This window comes from Streptococcus sp. cx1 (assembly GCF_052384325.1).
GTDB classification, from domain to species: domain Bacteria; phylum Bacillota; class Bacilli; order Lactobacillales; family Streptococcaceae; genus Streptococcus; species Streptococcus salivarius_G.
This window is the reverse complement of the sequence record NZ_JBQSUN010000001.1, coordinates 625027-641074: the sequence shown is the minus strand read 5'-3', so window position 1 is coordinate 641074 and position 16048 is coordinate 625027. Positions and strand designations below refer to the sequence as shown.

Annotated in this window: 16 protein-coding genes; 1 reads left to right on the top strand and 15 read right to left on the bottom strand. The window is 37.1% G+C overall.

Annotated features, from left to right (window positions below; all coding sequences use genetic code 11):
* Positions 1–4: 4 nt before the first annotated feature.
* Genes ACT170_RS03040 through ACT170_RS03025 form a run of 4 tightly spaced genes read right to left on the bottom strand, consistent with a single transcriptional unit; the run spans position 5 to position 2642 of the window.
* On the bottom strand, positions 5–601 hold the full coding sequence (locus tag ACT170_RS03040) for a histidine phosphatase family protein (RefSeq protein WP_343086485.1): 597 nt from the start codon (positions 599–601) through the stop codon (positions 5–7).
* On the bottom strand, positions 598–1206 hold the full coding sequence (locus ACT170_RS03035; protein WP_272159248.1) for a histidine phosphatase family protein: 609 nt from the start codon (positions 1204–1206) through the stop codon (positions 598–600). The genes ACT170_RS03040 and ACT170_RS03035 overlap by 4 nt, the downstream gene beginning before the upstream one ends.
* Positions 1203–1805, bottom strand: coding sequence for a histidine phosphatase family protein (locus tag ACT170_RS03030; RefSeq protein ID WP_343086486.1), 603 nt, complete (start codon positions 1803–1805; stop codon positions 1203–1205). The genes ACT170_RS03035 and ACT170_RS03030 overlap by 4 nt, the downstream gene beginning before the upstream one ends.
* Before the next feature lie 18 nt (positions 1806–1823).
* The gene (locus ACT170_RS03025; protein WP_444818010.1) at positions 1824–2642 is read right to left on the bottom strand and encodes a Cof-type HAD-IIB family hydrolase; all 819 of its coding nucleotides are present in this window, start codon (positions 2640–2642) and stop codon (positions 1824–1826) included.
* 187 nt (positions 2643–2829) lie between these two features.
* On the opposite strand from ACT170_RS03025, the gene ACT170_RS03020 reads away from it, so the two are divergent.
* Positions 2830–3807 carry a phosphodiester glycosidase family protein gene (locus ACT170_RS03020; RefSeq protein WP_110981303.1) on the top strand — a complete coding sequence of 326 codons (978 nt, stop codon included), beginning with the start codon at positions 2830–2832 and terminating at the stop codon, positions 3805–3807.
* 36 nt (positions 3808–3843) lie between these two features.
* On the opposite strand, the gene ACT170_RS03015 is transcribed toward ACT170_RS03020, so the two are convergent.
* The 11 genes from ACT170_RS03015 to ACT170_RS02965 all read right to left on the bottom strand — a co-directional run bounded on the left by ACT170_RS03015 (position 3844) and on the right by ACT170_RS02965 (position 16003).
* Positions 3844–4896, bottom strand: coding sequence for a hypothetical protein (locus tag ACT170_RS03015; protein ID WP_064524750.1), 1053 nt, complete (start codon positions 4894–4896; stop codon positions 3844–3846).
* Between the two features lie 10 nt (positions 4897–4906).
* Complete coding sequence (locus ACT170_RS03010; RefSeq protein ID WP_064524752.1) at positions 4907–5899, bottom strand: stealth family protein; 993 nt, start codon at positions 5897–5899, stop codon at positions 4907–4909.
* Positions 5896–6996 carry a UDP-galactopyranose mutase gene (glf, locus tag ACT170_RS03005; RefSeq protein ID WP_198463922.1) on the bottom strand — a complete coding sequence of 367 codons (1101 nt, stop codon included), beginning with the start codon at positions 6994–6996 and terminating at the stop codon, positions 5896–5898. The genes ACT170_RS03010 and glf overlap by 4 nt, the downstream gene beginning before the upstream one ends.
* Positions 6997–7006: 10 nt before the next feature.
* Positions 7007–8422, bottom strand: coding sequence for a flippase (locus ACT170_RS03000; protein ID WP_201042852.1), 1416 nt, complete (start codon positions 8420–8422; stop codon positions 7007–7009).
* Positions 8419–9567, bottom strand: a complete 1149-nt coding sequence (locus tag ACT170_RS02995; RefSeq protein ID WP_080612042.1) for a polysaccharide polymerase — start codon at positions 9565–9567, stop codon at positions 8419–8421. Before ACT170_RS02995 ends, ACT170_RS03000 begins: the two co-directional genes overlap by 4 nt.
* Position 9568: 1 nt before the next feature.
* The gene (locus tag ACT170_RS02990; protein ID WP_080612043.1) at positions 9569–10561 is read right to left on the bottom strand and encodes a glycosyltransferase family 2 protein; all 993 of its coding nucleotides are present in this window, start codon (positions 10559–10561) and stop codon (positions 9569–9571) included.
* A 19-nt stretch (positions 10562–10580) separates the two neighbouring features.
* The gene (locus ACT170_RS02985) at positions 10581–11555 is read right to left on the bottom strand and encodes a glycosyltransferase (RefSeq protein ID WP_444818009.1); all 975 of its coding nucleotides are present in this window, start codon (positions 11553–11555) and stop codon (positions 10581–10583) included.
* Between the two features lie 24 nt (positions 11556–11579).
* Positions 11580–12218, bottom strand: a complete 639-nt coding sequence (locus ACT170_RS02980; protein ID WP_414327558.1) for a DUF1919 domain-containing protein — start codon at positions 12216–12218, stop codon at positions 11580–11582.
* Between the two features lie 64 nt (positions 12219–12282).
* The gene (locus ACT170_RS02975) at positions 12283–13428 is read right to left on the bottom strand and encodes a glycosyltransferase family 4 protein (RefSeq protein ID WP_414327557.1); all 1146 of its coding nucleotides are present in this window, start codon (positions 13426–13428) and stop codon (positions 12283–12285) included.
* Positions 13429–13430: 2 nt separating this feature from the next.
* Positions 13431–14603 carry a beta 1-4 rhamnosyltransferase Cps2T gene (gene cps2T, locus ACT170_RS02970; protein ID WP_444818008.1) on the bottom strand — a complete coding sequence of 391 codons (1173 nt, stop codon included), beginning with the start codon at positions 14601–14603 and terminating at the stop codon, positions 13431–13433.
* A gap of 32 nt (positions 14604–14635) precedes the next feature.
* Positions 14636–16003 (bottom strand): sugar transferase, encoded by a 1368-nt coding sequence (locus ACT170_RS02965; RefSeq protein ID WP_444818007.1) that lies wholly within the window; start codon positions 16001–16003, stop codon positions 14636–14638.
* Positions 16004–16048: the final 45 nt, after the last annotated feature.

The window sequence follows — 16048 nt, the reverse complement described above, 5'->3', positions numbered from 1 at the left end:
GCCGCTAAAATTCCACCAACTCTTGATTAGCTATAGGATCTATCAGCTTGACAAAGTGAAAGCTCGATCCATCGTAATCAAAAACTAAGATGGCACAATTGCCTGGACACGACTCAAAGGCCCGCTCTGGCTCCACGGCATGAAGAAAAGTCATCAAGGCTCCAGCGTGACTAACAGCTAAAATAGATTGGTCAGGATGCTTATCTACTATCTCCTTAGCACTCGCAACCACACGCGCAACGAACTGATCTTGACTTTCTCCACCAAACTGGGCATAGTGGTCGCCAAAATGCCCCACAACAGATGTCTTGGGATGAAGATACTCTGGTTGACCCTCAAAGATACCAAAATGCATTTCTTTAAGCCCTTTAACACGTTTATAATCAGTACGCCCAGTAGCCAACTCAAGCGTATCAGAAGCTCTTTCAGTAGTCGTGCAATAATACTGATCAAAAGTCAAACCATGTTTTTCAAAATAGGCACGCACCTGACGAGCTTGGTCCTGACCTTTTTCAGTCAAAGGGGAATCACACCAACCTTGAATTCGATTGAGTGTGTTAAAAAGTGTTTGTCCATGTCGCATTAAATAGAATCGTGTCATTCTTCGCCTCCATAGATATACTCTTCTTCTACAGGATTATATACTGAAACCAGTTCAAATTGCCCTTGATCATAAGTAAAGTGTAAGATACAACAATTTTTAAGACCACGAATATCTGGGTCGGGATTTAAAACACGTCTACAAAACTGCAAAATAGATGGTCCATGACTAACCAGCAAGGACTTAGAACCATCGGCAACACTCTCCATGATGGCCCTAATCGTCAACTCCATACGATCCCGAACCTGGGTCGTACTCTCGCCACCAAATTGAACAAAGTAATCACCAAAACCTTGTCCATCAGGTAAGGTTTTAGGAGTAAGATACTCTGGCTGGCCCTCAAAAGCTCCAAAATCCTGTCCCTTAAGACCTTTAAGTCTTTCATAGTCTGTTCGTCCAGTCACAATTTCTAGAGTATCACTGGCTCTCTCAGAGGTTGACGTAAAGACATGATCAAAAATTGGCTCCTGCCTGGCTAGATACTGACCAGCCTTTTTAGCCTGTTCAATCCCGACTTCCGTCAAAGGGGCATCGCAGACCCCCTGAAGTCTATGCTGAACATTAAATCGTGTTTGCCCATGTCTCATTAAATAAAATTCTTTCATAATGTTACCTCTAAACCAGAAATCGGATCAATCACCTGAAGAAGCTCCAATTGACCTTGGTTATAATCATAAACACAAACATTACAATTCCCAAAGCCCACTCCTTCAGGAAAGGCCAAGTCCATGAAAATGATTAATCCCCATAAAGCCGCCCCATGACTGACAAATAGGAGATTCTCAGCACCATCTTTAGTGTGTGCTTCTGCTTTCTCTAAGATAGTCTTTAAGACCCTCTGACCAACCTCGCGAATATCTTCACCTCCGTATGGAACCAAGAGATCTTCAAAGGAGCGTGAACCTGGTCGATGTTTAGGTAGGAGGTGCTCTGATTGAGCCTCAAAAGACCCAAAGTTCATTTCTTTAATTCCCTTTAGCTGAGTTACCGAATAGTCAGGAGCCACAATCTTTGCCGTATCAGTAGCCCTCTCTTGCGTAGAGGAGTAGACAGCATCAAAAGAAATACCTTTCTTTGCAAAGTACTGCTTGGCTTGTTCTGCCTGCAAAATCCCATTTTCAGTCAAGGGCGAGTCACACCAGCCCTGAACACGCTTTTGTGTATTAAATAGTGTCTCACCATGTCTCATTAAATATAACTTCATTACTCTACCACCCTATCTTTAAACCAATCCTAAATAATCTTCTAAGACAGTCAAAACCCCTTGGTCTTTGTGGTGGGGAGCAATCTGATCAGCCACTTGTAAAATAGCTGGACTGGCATTTTCCATAGCATAAGAGCGGCCAGCCATTTGCAAGAGCTCAAGATCATTGTCTCCATCACCGAAAGCCATGACATTATTTTCAGATAAGTCCCAGTGGTTAAGAAGCTGCTTGAGTCCCCAAGCCTTGTGCATGCCTTTTTGAATGAAGTCAATAGCACCAAAACCACTGGGAACAGCAACTAGATTGCCATCAAAATCACGATTAAAAGCCTGTGACACACGATTAGCCTCTTCAGGACTCAGCAACATGGTAATCTTGATGAAATCATCATCTAAATCCTCCAACCCATTCAAACGCTGAATGGCTGCTTCAAGGGCTTTTTGCTCTTCTTCTGTTATCATCTCAGCAAAATTGACCCTAGACCCTTTTAACATATAGGAGCCTTGAGCACCATTAAATATAGTTGGCCTATCCAACAAATCATAATTAAAATAGCTTAGCAAGTTTTCAACATCATTTGACGCCATAAACTCCTGACACAGAAGCTTGCCATAGCTAACCACCTGACCTCCATTTTCAGCTACAAAATGCAGTCGGTCAAAAGTCTCCGCAAGCATGGGTTTAAGGCGACTCATACTATTACCTGATGCAACGACAAAGTGCATATCACGCGCAGCCATGGCATCCAAAATCTGACTAAAACGCTCCTTATCATAGCTCCCTTTATCGTCTAAAAATGTTCCATCCATATCTGATGCAATCACCTTAATGGTCATAAAGCACCTCCTTGACTAACTTATCCCTATTATAACCCTTTTGGAAAACGCTTACCAGTACCATACTAGGAAAAACTGATACTATTCTTGGATATTTAATGGTCTTAGGATTGTTTTGTAAGCCTAGATTGTTTATAATTATAGTATGAAATTGAAGAATATTTTAAGAATACTATTTTCTCTTCTAATGATAGGTGCCATAGTTGGTGGACTGCTCTACCTCACCATCTATTTCAACAATCGAGATATTAAGAAGCTTTCCATGCCATCAAATAAGGATGGATTGAACTTTACCATAAAGAATAAAGAGCTCTTAGATCAGTCTGTCTTACTTGAAAAAGGCAATATTAAAAATGTAGACATGCAGATTCTCTCCTTCAAGAAGGACGGAAAGTATGTCCTACAAAAAGGAAGAACCGAAGATAATAATCCTGAACTCACAGAGCAAAGTATTAAGTACGAAGCTAAGCGACGAGAAGCTCTTGCTCTTATTAACTCTGGTTTTTGGTCTTACGAAGGGCTAGATCGTCCTTTCGCTCAAAAGGAAATCGAATTGGGCAAAACAGGCCTTCTATATGGAGATGATCAAAATAATATCACTGCCGGAACCTATCCAAATATCGACACAGCTAAAATGTTTACCCACATGGGAAGCAACGGTTGGGATACAGGTGCCTTTGGTATTCTCATTAAAGATAAAAAAGTAGATAAAACCTGGGAAAAAGGTGATCCTGACCAACCAAATGCTCGTTCCATTTACGTAGAGACCTATGATGGTATTATCCGTATTATCCAAACCTATGGCCACAACTCCCTTAATAAGGGCTTGAATCACGAAGGCGTCTATAAGCTTTTAAAAAATATAGGCTACTCGAATATTCGTCTTGCCTTCCTACTAGATGGTGGTGGAACGACTCGTATGTACACGCGATCTGATAATGGTAAGGAAAAGGTTGCTGGTGCCTTTGTCGACAATAGAACTTATATTGAGTACCTCTATCTCACCAAGCGAGATAGCAATGCTACTGATCCAAATATATGGCGAGATCCAGAGCTCGTAAAAGCTGGTAAGTCCAAGTCAATCACTTACGACGACTATATTCAAGCAATCTACTCAAATGGCAAAGTCCCAGGAACCCAATACCAGTTTGAAGTCTCCAAATAATGCAAAAAATCCTCACTAAAATGAGGATTTTTTATCTTATTTCAAATTATTTAATGCAGTAAGTAGGTAGTGACCATCACGAATACCTTTACCGACACGCTTGGTATTTTCAACCAAATCTTGGTAATCAGTATCTGAAAGATTGTCAATTGTCGCCTTCAATTCATGAAGTGACTCTACTGCAATTCCACAGCCGTTCTCAAGCACAAAATGAGATAAGGCTGACTGTTTCCAAACCACAAGCGGGAATCCTGAGGCCAAGTAAAGTGACGCCTTGTGAGAGTTATTATAGCGAAGGTACTCGCCGAAAACACCACTACATGTCTCAGCACTGTCGCCATCCCAGACAAGCCCAAAACCACCCTCAAGGGCTGCAGGAAGCTCATCAGGTAGGAAGGAACCAAAGTAGTTCTCATTCTCAAGAGCTCTGCTTTCGTCGAAGCCGACACCATAAAGGTTATAAGCAGGTTCTGCAGGAAGAGAGTAAAGGTAACCAGCTTTTTCTTGTGCCAAGTTACCAGCTACAATAATTGGCTGATTCTTCGTGAAACCTGATTTCTCTTGGAAATTTGGAATCAAATAGTCGAAAATGCCAAGGCTAACAATCTTATCTGCCGCAATCCCTTTATCTACCAATACAGATTTCATGATTGGATTGTGGGCAATAATGCCATCAGCTGCAGCAAGAAGACCTGATTCTTGAATTTGAACCCGAATCTTATGTTTCAAAGGTACTGTATCCAAATTGGCATAGCGTAAAACTTCCAAATCGTGGATAATAAAATGAACTTTTACGCCTTTTTTCTGTGCTTTCTTTACATGATGTGTTGTGAAAAAACTATGATGAAGCATTGGGAACTGGATAAGTAGCTCATCACCTTGCTTTAGTTGATTCAAGGCCTGTCCAAAAGCCTTCGATTTATGAAGTTGTGCTTTAAGTGTACTCATCTCGTACCAATTATCAACTGAAAGAACCAAGGCTTGATAACCTTCTCTCTTTACAATTTCTTCAACATCATTACGTGCCTTATTACCGGCATTTTTAACATTGTTATCGTGTAAAAATTCTTCTTTTAAATAGTATTTCATCTCTTATTTCTCATTTTTCAAAAGCCGATTTTTCAGGATAGCGTTCTTGTAAGATTTCCTTAAAACGAATGATATTCTCCTCTTTAAAGTCAACTTCATCATTCACACAAAGCAATTTTTTATGTTTATCTTTAAAGATACTCTCTAACCTATCTATTTGATGTAAATTTATCGTTTCACCAAAATTCTTTGATATAGGATAAAACTGATTACTTTCAATATGCCAATACTGACAGATGTATTGATTAACGTCTACTTCGTAGTTTCTAATTTTATTTCGTGACGTTCTATCTAAGGTTTCACCCTCAATTTTCCATAAATTCGCCAAGGTGCTTTTTTTCATTGGTGTAGCTAAATGGTTGTTCACATAGCCAGTTGGCCCCCATGGCAAAAGTAGCAAGTTTTTCAAAACTAAATATCCATAGCGATAATTAAAAAATTTCCAAGGCGAGGTCTTTAGGGCCTTCTTATTAGGAAAATGACGATAAATTAACTCAACATTTTTGTAATAAGTATTTGTATATGATGACCAAGGAACCAAAGCATCATATACCGCAAATAGCTTAGGTTGCCCATTCTTATAAAAATCCGATGGTTGACTATCTCTAATCAAGTACACATCATCATTGAAATAGAGATAGTTTTCCGACAAGCCTTCAATACGATGGAGATTAAGCTCAATGGCCGCAGAATTATAGGTAGGCAAGTACTCTTTAGGCATAAATTCCTTATGAGTAATCCATCTAAGTTTTGGATGATCCAAGTTCAACCATTCCGGTTTTTGACCATTGGTGACTAAGTAAACATTATTTACCCAAGGAGCATGCTTTTCAATCATTCGAAACCAGTAATTAAAAATTCCAAATTCACGGTATCTTAAATCTCCATCAACTAATTCATTAGAAACTGAGATTTGGCCTGTTACTTCTTGTTTCTCACGGATAAACTCTGGATCGCTACCATCAACCCAGAGAACAACGATATCAATCTTTTCTTGTGTCATCTAGTAAATTCTTTCTCAACGACTTCCAAGGCACGCTCAATAACCACGTGCATGTCGTAGTATTTATAGTCTGCAAGACGTCCACAGAAGATAACCTTGTCATTTTTCTCAGCTTCTTCTTGGTACTTAGCAAACATGGCATTGTTCTTTTCATCATTGATTGGGTAGTATGGTTCATCTCCACGTTTCCAATCAGCTGGGTATTCACGTGTGATAACTGTCTTAGGTTGTGTACCATACTCGAAGTGCTTATGCTCAATGATACGAGTATAAGGAATCTCACGCTCTGTGTAGTTGACCACGGCATTTCCTTGATGATTTTCTTCATCCAAGACTTCGTGTTCAAAACGAAGACTGCGATACTCCAACTCACCATGTTTATAATCAAAGTACTGGTCAATCATTCCTGTAAAGACAACTTTATCAGCTGAGCTTTCCAGCTCTTCACGATTGGCAAAGAAGTCAACCCCAAGTTCTACTTCTACATCACCAAGCATATTTTCAATGATGACATTGTAACCACCGATTGGAATCCCTTGGTAACGGTCATTAAAGTAGTTATTATCAAAAGTCAAACGAACCGGAAGACGTTTGATGATAAATGGTGGAAGGTCTGTTGCAGAACGTCCCCATTGTTTTTCAGTGTATCCTTTGATCAACTTTTCGTAGATATCTGGACCAATCAACTTGATTGCTTGTTCTTCCAAGTTTTTAGGCTCAACATCTTTCATATCAGCCGTTTGCTCAGCAATCTTGTCCTTAACTTCTTGAGGAGTCTTAGTGCCCCACATAGCATAAAATGTATTCATGTTAAATGGAAGGTTGTAAAGACTGCCCTTGTAGTTAGCAATTGGTGAGTTGATATAGTTATTAAACTCACCAAATTGGTTGACATAATCCCAAACTTTTTTATTTGAGGTATGGAAAATGTGAGCACCATACTTGTGAACGTTGATACCTTCAACATCTTCACAGTAGATATTGCCACCGATGTGATCACGCTTGTCAATCACTTTTACTTTTTTGCCACGTTTTGTAGCTTCATGTGCGAAGATTGCTCCAGACAAACCAGCACCAACGATAAGATAATCGTACATATTTTTCTCCTTAGTTTTTCATTAACTGTTGCTTCAAGTCTTTCATATCAACGACACGTAAGACAATAATCAAGACGATATAAATGATAGCACCGACAAGACCATCTACTGCTACATTTAGCATTGGTTTCAATTGAACAAACATCTTAAAGACAAAGAGTCCAAGGTACATGACAACTGATGCTAAGATAATTTTTGACATGGCTGGAAGGATTGACACATCTTTGATGAATCTCCTTGAAAAATTCAATTGAATAACCCATACCAAAGCCTCTGTTAAAACTGATACAATTGAGGCCCCGACAAAGCCAAATGGAGGAATTAACAAGAGATTAAGTCCAACACTGACAACAGCCGGAATAGTCGTAGAGAGCATAAACTCACGATGTTTATTGTGTGGAATCAAAATCTGGATTCCCATAATATTCGTCCAACCGATAAAGAACATCCTAAAGACCATAATAGCAATGGCAAGATAAGCCTCTTGGAAATCTTTCCCTAGGAAGAAACTCACAAAGTCCTTATTAACAATCAAGAGACCTGCTATTATCGGGAAAATCACAAGATTATAAATCAAGAAAGACAACTCATGCATCTTGTTAACGGCCTTATGATTTCCGCTAGATAAAAGACCAGATACCCTAGGAAGCATTACACTACCTAAAGACGTCACTAGTGTTAAGAGGATATTGATAATCTTCAATGCCTGATCATAAATACCGACGTCATTGGTAGATGACAAGGCACCCAACATGGTACGATCCAAAGTCACGTATAGTGAAATGGCAACCTGAGGGAGAAATAGCAAAATAACAGGTTTAAGATGTTTCTTAGCATAGGATAAATCAAATTGTGGTTCTCCAATGTAAGGTCTCGCTGGTAACCACATACTTAATTGCCCAAGCAATTCAAAGAAGGTCAATAGGAAAACATAGAGATACAAATCACCAGGTGTTTTCACAAATAGGAAGATAGAAATAACTCCTAAAACTTTTACCGTTGTATTCCTTGCGGTAATACGACGAAAATCCTCCAAACCTTGGAATAACCAAGAAATATCCATTCCTTTCGATATCAAGCTTAATCCTAAGATATAAGCCACCATATTTTGCATACCAGGAAAGAACAAACATAATGATGTATACAAGACAAGAGACAAAATAGTCGCAATCAATTGGAGGGTATAAATACCCCAGAAATTTTTACGAATATCCTTTCGATGTCCTGAAATCTCCTTAGTACCATAGTTAGCAACACCTAAAGTTGCCAAAAGAATAAAGTAGGTCACAATCGAATTAAAGTAACCATAAGTACCTAAATCCTTTGAACTAAAAATCCTAGTAACATAAGGTGTCGTAATGATTGGTAAAACAATGACCAGTAATTGATAGGAAAGATTGTAGGCGTAATTTTTTAAAACTTTCATTCTACTCTCCCATTTTTACTTGCAATTCCTAGTGTCGTAGATGCAAATAAAATGTAGAAAAAGATGTTGTACGATGGTCTAATCCAAAATGCTTCAATCATACAATTCCATGTAATCAAAGATAGTAAAGTTAAAATCAAGTAATTTCCTTGTCGATAGATAACCCAAGATCTTACTAAATATAATATAACCAGAAGAATTACTGCAACACTTCCATAATAGAACAACATCTGAATATATGAGGAATCTACATAGTTATAACTTAAGACTGATTCCGTCTTACCACCGTAACCGATAAATTTTACCTCTGGGTTACCAAACAAACGTACAGCATAAGTTTTTAAGGCATCGTTTCCTAGTCTCAACCGCATACTAACCAAATTATTAGCGGCAACATAGAATGGACTTGACCATGTAAAGTTTTTCGTTAAGTAATACATAATCCCAGATGACGCTAAAATTGATACTGGAAGTATGCCAAAAATCATACGATGTTTATTTTTATTGAAATAAAAGAAAGCAAATATAAGGATTGAAATTACAATAGACATTGCATTCAAACGAGCATCACAAAACTTAATAATAAATGCTGCAAGACCTAATCCTAAAATTGAACGGGTAATAAGGAAACGATTTCTATTTAGATAACATAAAGCAACATATAAATAAAAACAATGTGATGCAAAATCCGTTGGATAAATGAAGCCAAATGAGTTTCTGGTCACAACACCTGTATTTCTCATTTGTATGAACTGCAAGTTTGGAATAACATGAACTAATGATAATAGTACAGTTCCTAATATAAAGGGAATCACTACTGCACTATAGACTTTTAAAATAAAATCCATGTCCATATCATATAAAGAAACAAGCAAAATCATATAAGCAAGGAAACTATAATTCTTCATTTGTAAAGCAACAAGAAAGCCTACAATTAGAAGTAAAGGTGCAAAAATCAAGTAGTTTATAGAAAATTTCTTAATGTCTTTAAAACGAATTAACAAACATAAAGAAACAAGTACAGATATAGAACTCGGTATAGTTGGAACCAATCTACCTAACATAGTTGTACCTAACATATCTACAGCTACTATAAATGCTAATACAAAACCAACTAATAATTTTTCTGCTTCAATACGAAACATTTTAACTCCTTTTAATTAACGCCTGAACCTTTTTAAGAAACAGAACAGTACGGTACATTTTATGTTTTAGTAAATATTTTATGAAAGGTTTCAAATCGTTTTCTTCTGTATAAATAAATGATTTGATGACTTTATTTTCACAAATATCCTTTACATATTTTAACTTTATACTGACTTGAGTATTTTGTTTGGAGATATTATAAATATTACTCATTAAGATTCGTGACTTAATTGTTTTATCAAAACCTGAACTATCCAAATTCCAGTCAGAAAGTAGATCATCAACCATCTTCAATTCTTGAAGCTGATACTGAAGACGCTTGGGTTTATAGCCCGACATAGCAGAACCTTTTCTACCAATGACATAAACATAGTAGGAATCTTGAGAAAGATAAATCTTGTTGACTTCACGATAAACATCAAGATTAAAGCGGACATCTTCACCTAACTCATACTGCTCAAAAGAGAGGTTATTTTCAAGAAGAAATTCTCTGCGATATATCTTATTCCAAACTGTGTAAAGCATATCCGATAGGAATAGTTCTTTAAATATCTTGATAAAACCATCCTTGTCGTAATTCCCTTTAAATGGAAGTGACTTTTCAGTACGCTGCTTCTCAGTTAAATCTTCCTCAAAAGAATTGTAATAACTAAAAACAGCCAAATCCATATCTAACACTAGCTTATCAGCAAAATCAGCAAAGAGATTACCAACAAGATAATCATCACTATCAACGAAGTAGATAAACTCTCCCCTGGCTTTGGACAAGCCAAAATTACGTGCCGAACCAACACCGTGGTTCTCAATATGATAGACTGAGATATTTGAGTACTCGTTAGCATAAGTATCGCAAATACTGCCACTACTATCCGTAGACCCATTGTCTACCACTATAATTTCCAAGTCATCATAGTTCTGAGAAATAATACTTTTTAAACAACGGTCAATATATTTCTCAACATTATAAACTGGAATAATAACAGAATATTTCAAAATAGACTCCTAAATCATATCAGAAAATGTTTTGAATACTGAAAGCCAGTTTTAATACTTTAAGTCTAAACAGTATATATTTTAACTTATTTGGTTGATTTTTCATTTGAGAAAGAGAAACACTATTCTTAAGTAACTCTTGTTTCACTTGATTAGTAATGTCTATATATTTTTTATCTAATTCAGATTTATATAAACTTGCCAAGATATGAGTCAAGCCATTCACATAATATAGCTGTGAAGTTTGTAATTCTTCTTGATTTAATTGTGAACGAACAAAATCAGAATAGAAAATATCTTTATAAAATTCAAACATATCACTAAACTTCTGCTCATTCCAAGACTGTGTAATGGAATCAGGATTATCAATTAAATAGTGATAATACTTTTGATTGGTAGCAAAGACATTCTCAGCTGAAAGAAAAAGCTTGTAATTCGTTCCCAAGTCTTCATAATATTTTCCTTTTGGAAAAGAAATATTATTATCAATAAATAGAGACTTTTTATAAATTTTGTCGTTGGCAAAACCTGTGATATAACTATGCTTGAGCACTTGGACAAAAGCATCTTTACCTTCAAACACTTGAGTTACTAATGGATCTGAAACTATAGGATCTTCTTCACCCTTCACAAACTCACGGTTAAAAGAAACGATATCAAACTCTTGGGATTCCAACACCTCTGCTAATTCTTTAAATGTTTGTGGTTCAAGCCAGTCATCAGAATCAGGGAAATAAACATAATCACCCTTAGCATGTGAAATACCAGTATTGCGAGCTTCAGAAAGCCCTCCATTTTTTTTATGAATCACTGAGATAAAGTCATAAACTTTAGCATAATCATCACAGATTTGAGGAGAGCTATCAGTACTTCCGTCATCTACAAGTAAAATATCATAATTATGCCACCCTTGGACAAGTACGCTTTCTACGCAACGTTTTAAATACTTTTCGACATTATAAACTGGAATGACAACAGTTAAAAGTGGTTTCATGGATTCTTCACCTAAATTTTTATTTTATGTTAAATCTTCCCCACCCTTATTCAACCAGGTAACAGCATTAAAATAGCGGTGGTAAGTTTTCAAATCAATCCCAACATGCCCTTGCTTCTCTGCTGATTTAAAATGAACCAAGGAAGGTAGCTCACTGTAATTCTTCGAAGAGAAAATCACCTTACTCTTGTATGGAAGTTCTTCAAACTCTTTCATCAGCTCGTAAGTACAGGCATCATTATCATTGAACTTGAAATACAAATTATCCCAATGTATTCTTTCTAAACGACGATTCCATTTTTGAGTTGCTTCTTCTTCATCAGCATAATGCAGGAAATGAAGTTCAATATCATCAAGAAGTGCTAGAGGATAAGCATTATCAAAATCTTTGATGTATTTCGATTCCTGAACAAATGTCAAAGGGATATTACCACTCAAATAGTGTTTTAAATTCTTGAGCATCTTGATGTAATCAGGAGAAAAGACAAACATCCCTACAAATGGAGTTTGATAAGGCAAGCCCAATTCCTGATAGACTTTTCCAGCCCAACAATTATCACAAATGATCGTAAAATTTTTATTCTTAAGTCTTCGTCTAGGAATAAAATTAATAATTGGATAAACGATTGGTTTTAATTTATTTTTTAGTATTTCGCTGTTCATATTAGTACTTCTTAGTACTTCTTAGTACTTCTTAGTACTTCTTAGTACTTCTTAGTACTTCTTTTTATTTCTTATATAGTTCTGAGAAATTACGAATATAACTTTGTAATGAGAAGAGTTCTTTTTGGCGTTTAACAGAGGCCTTACCAAACTGCTCTCTCTTCTCGGTGTTATCAGCCAATTCTTGAATAGCTTTAGACAATTCTGCAGGCTGATTTGGTGTGGCAAGAAGGCCATTTTCACCTTCCTTAACCATTTCACAGACACCACCATGACGGTAGCCGACTACAGGTTTGCCACAAGCCATTGATTCGAGAACTACAGTTGGTAGAGGATCTGGATTGGTACTTGGCAAGACAAAGATATCAAACATATTATAGAGCTCTGTCGTCTTGCTATAATAATCGATACGTTTAATTTGCCCAGCTACAGGTGAGTCTGATATAGCCTTCTCCAAGTCATCAACTCGCCACTCTTCACCTTCAAAAGCACTCCCTGCCAGAAAGGCTACTGCTTTTGGATTAGCCTTTAAGATTGGAGTCACAGCTTCTAAGAAGTCGCCTTGACCTTTCCATGCATTCACTCGACCAACCATTCCGATAACCAAAGCATCCTGTGCAATACCAAACTGATCACGGACTGTACTAGCATCCATTTCATGATAGACGGCATTGTCAACACCATTATAGATGACTTGAACTTGGTCATCTTTTACAAAGCGAGACTGCTTGACGTGGTCGGCTACAGCATTTGAAACTGTCACAATCGTATCAGCATAACGCCCCATCAAAAAGTTGATGAAATCAGAGATTGCTTTTGGTTTAACGATAATTTCATGCACATGCCAAATCAAAGGTAATTTCAACTTACGTTTGAGATAAATCCCCTCAAGTACCGCAGTCGTATTGTTGTGAATAAGAGTAATGCCATTATCCTTAGCATATTTAGCAATTTGCTTTGAATAACGATTATAAGAGCCAAAATACTCAAGAATTCCCTTAGGATTAAAATATTTACGGCGCAAGATTGGATAATCGATAACTTTTACCTTAGCCCCAACCTTTTCCAATGCACTCACTAAGACACCATCGTTGGGCAAGATGACATGAGCCTCAAAGGCATCTTTATCCAAACCCTTAATAAGCTCCAACAAAACCTTGTCAGCACCATACATTTCGGCACCAGCGTGAAGATATAAAATTTTCTGCATTTCTATCCTTTAAATACTTTCTCGTAGTCTGTAACAATTTTTTCCCAAGTAAAGGCTTCAGCAATACGTTTACTTGATTTTTGATTGAGTTCTTCGATAGCTTGTTCATCCAATTGCTCAGCTTGATCAATGACACTTGCCAGTTGGTCTTTCTTCCAATAGAGAGCACCATCTTCACCGACTTCACGGTTAAAGCCTACATCCAACAAGAGGTTGAGCTTAGTAGACTCAAGAGCCTCAAGAAGGGATGGATTAGTACCACCTACTTCATGACCATGGAAGTAAGCAAAGGCATTCTCACGAATGTATTTGAGCAATTCTTGGTCATAGACAGTTCCGACAAACTTCACACGAGGATCCTTGTCAAAACCAGTTTCCTGACGCAACTTGTCGTAGAATTTGTTTTCTTCAACATTGGTAATGAGAACAAAGTCCTTGTCAGAGTTAGATGCCATAAAACCACGAATCATTGCTTCATAGTTATTCTCAGGCACGAAGCGTCCTACAACTAGGTAATAATTGTTTTCAATGACACCCTTTTCAAAATACCATGTGCGAACCTTATCATCAACCTTAGTCAATCGAGATTTAGTTGTATCTGTTCCATAGGCAATATAGGTTGTTTGAGGACGATACTTCGCATAATCATTTTGAATATAAGATTCAATGTTTTTACTATCACAAATCAAGAGATCTGCATGTTTAACCATGAGTTGCTCTGAAATTTTCCAATACTTACGAACAGGAAGACTCCACTTTGCACGAAGCCATTCATGACCATCCGGGTTAACCATAAGGGTACCACCGATAGCCTTGATTTTCTTTTTAATACCTGAGATAAATGGACCAATTCGGCAGGCCAAAACATAGAAGATTGGTGCTTGATCATTATTTTCCTTAGCAATCTCAATGGCCTTATTAAGAGCTGCGATATCATAAGCGATGGCACGTGCAGGCCCGATATTTGGGACGTCAATATTGTAGCATTTAGCACCGTTATGTTCGAAAGTATCTGCTGTAATTCCTGATTTAGCAGAATTTTCACGCATACAAGCTACATAATATTGGATATCTTTGTCTTGTTGGAACTCTGTCAACTTCTCAACAAAGGTCTCAAATCCACCATATTTTGCTGGAATTCCCTTAGAACCAACGATATAAACTGTTTTTGTCATTTAATCACCATTAAAAGAAATGGAGAAAGCCATCACTTTGCTCCATCCTTCATTACTACTACTTTAATTGTTTTCAATAATATTTTGATATCGCGCCAGATTGTCCATCCGTCCATATAAGCAACATCTAGTTTTACAACTTCATCAAAATCAGTAATTTCACTTCGACCGCTTACTTGCCAAAGACCAGTAATACCTGGTTTAAAGCTGAGGCGACGTTTTTGTTCCGGTGTATAAGATTCGTACTCATCCAATGTTGGTGGACGTGTTCCTACCAAGCTCATATCACCTTTTAGAACATTCCAAAATTGTGGAAGTTCATCAAGACTCGTTTTACGAATGAAATGTCCAATTTTGGTAATACGTGGATCATTGTCCATCTTAAACATACCACCAGACATTTGATTCTGTGCCATCAAATTCTTCTTGATTTCTTCTGCATCAACACGCATAGAACGGAATTTATAAAACTTGAAGATACGTCCATTTTCTCCCACACGATCTTGAGCAAAAATAGCTGGTCCTCCATCTTTACGAATAAGAGGATAAAGGAAGATTCCAACAATACCGCAGAGCACCAAACCAACTATAGCTCCAAAGATATCAAGGAAGCGTTTCGCCAAGATATCTCCATAGCTATAAAAATGCGTAGAAAACGTAACAACTTTGAAAGGACCTAATTGTTGGATACGTTTTTCACCCTGACTCATAAATTCAAGGGCATTCAAATTAATGGATACTGGGATTCCCATAAGTTCAAATGGTGACGCATAATCCCAAATCTTGTACTGCTCACTTGGCAGATTAATCAAAACTTGGTCTACTACTGAGTGTGTCGCATATTCAATCAAATTTTCAGGTTTAACACTCTTGATAAATGGATCAGTGAAATAAGGATTATCCAAGACACAAACTGCTGTAATCCTACCATCCATATTGTCTTTCATACGAGACAAAACATTTTCAAGACGTGCCTGATCAGAAATCAAGAGAATATTCTTGTTACTTTTACGACGTGTATAAATTGATGAGCGGAAATACTTAAGAACAGTATTTGTAACGTATAAGAGAACACCTGAAATCAGGGTGACGTAAAGAAGTCCGCGACGTGAGATTGAAAAACTTCCATCTGCAAAAAACGAGAGGAATGTTGCAATTAGAGCAAATATGAAACAATATTTGACAGTTGCAATGAGTTCATCCAAGTAGCCTCTATACTTAAGATTTTCATAATAACTACTGATATAGTAAGACACTACATGTACGACACCTAAAAGGACAATGCTTCCTTGGGTAATCTCTGTATATGGTATTTTACTAGCTACCATGGCCGCGAAAACAACCACAACCAACTGTATAATACCAATTTCAATGCGACGAATTTCTTGTTTTTCTTTCACTCTAAACCCCTTTTTAATCTGTTAAGGTATAAGGAGCCGCATCAT

Excerpts from the sequence above, each read along its gene's own strand:
- ACT170_RS03040 (WP_343086485.1), bottom strand. The coding sequence starts at position 601 with ATGACACGATTCTATTTAATGCGACATGGACAAACACTTTTTAACACA.
- ACT170_RS03035 (WP_272159248.1), bottom strand. The coding sequence starts at position 1,206 with ATGAAAGAATTTTATTTAATGAGACATGGGCAAACACGATTTAATGTT.
- ACT170_RS03030 (WP_343086486.1), bottom strand. The coding sequence starts at position 1,805 with ATGAAGTTATATTTAATGAGACATGGTGAGACACTATTTAATACACAA.
- ACT170_RS03025 (WP_444818010.1), bottom strand. The coding sequence starts at position 2,642 with ATGACCATTAAGGTGATTGCATCAGATATGGATGGAACATTTTTAGAC.
- ACT170_RS03020 (WP_110981303.1), top strand. The coding sequence starts at position 2,830 with ATGATAGGTGCCATAGTTGGTGGACTGCTCTACCTCACCATCTATTTC.
- ACT170_RS03015 (WP_064524750.1), bottom strand. The coding sequence starts at position 4,896 with ATGAAATACTATTTAAAAGAAGAATTTTTACACGATAACAATGTTAAA.
- ACT170_RS03010 (WP_064524752.1), bottom strand. The coding sequence starts at position 5,899 with ATGACACAAGAAAAGATTGATATCGTTGTTCTCTGGGTTGATGGTAGC.
- glf (WP_198463922.1), bottom strand. The coding sequence starts at position 6,996 with ATGTACGATTATCTTATCGTTGGTGCTGGTTTGTCTGGAGCAATCTTC.
- ACT170_RS03000 (WP_201042852.1), bottom strand. The coding sequence starts at position 8,422 with ATGAAAGTTTTAAAAAATTACGCCTACAATCTTTCCTATCAATTACTG.
- ACT170_RS02995 (WP_080612042.1), bottom strand. The coding sequence starts at position 9,567 with ATGTTTCGTATTGAAGCAGAAAAATTATTAGTTGGTTTTGTATTAGCA.
- ACT170_RS02985 (WP_444818009.1), bottom strand. The coding sequence starts at position 11,555 with ATGAAACCACTTTTAACTGTTGTCATTCCAGTTTATAATGTCGAAAAG.
- ACT170_RS02980 (WP_414327558.1), bottom strand. The coding sequence starts at position 12,218 with ATGAACAGCGAAATACTAAAAAATAAATTAAAACCAATCGTTTATCCA.
- ACT170_RS02975 (WP_414327557.1), bottom strand. The coding sequence starts at position 13,428 with ATGCAGAAAATTTTATATCTTCACGCTGGTGCCGAAATGTATGGTGCT.
- cps2T (WP_444818008.1), bottom strand. The coding sequence starts at position 14,603 with ATGACAAAAACAGTTTATATCGTTGGTTCTAAGGGAATTCCAGCAAAA.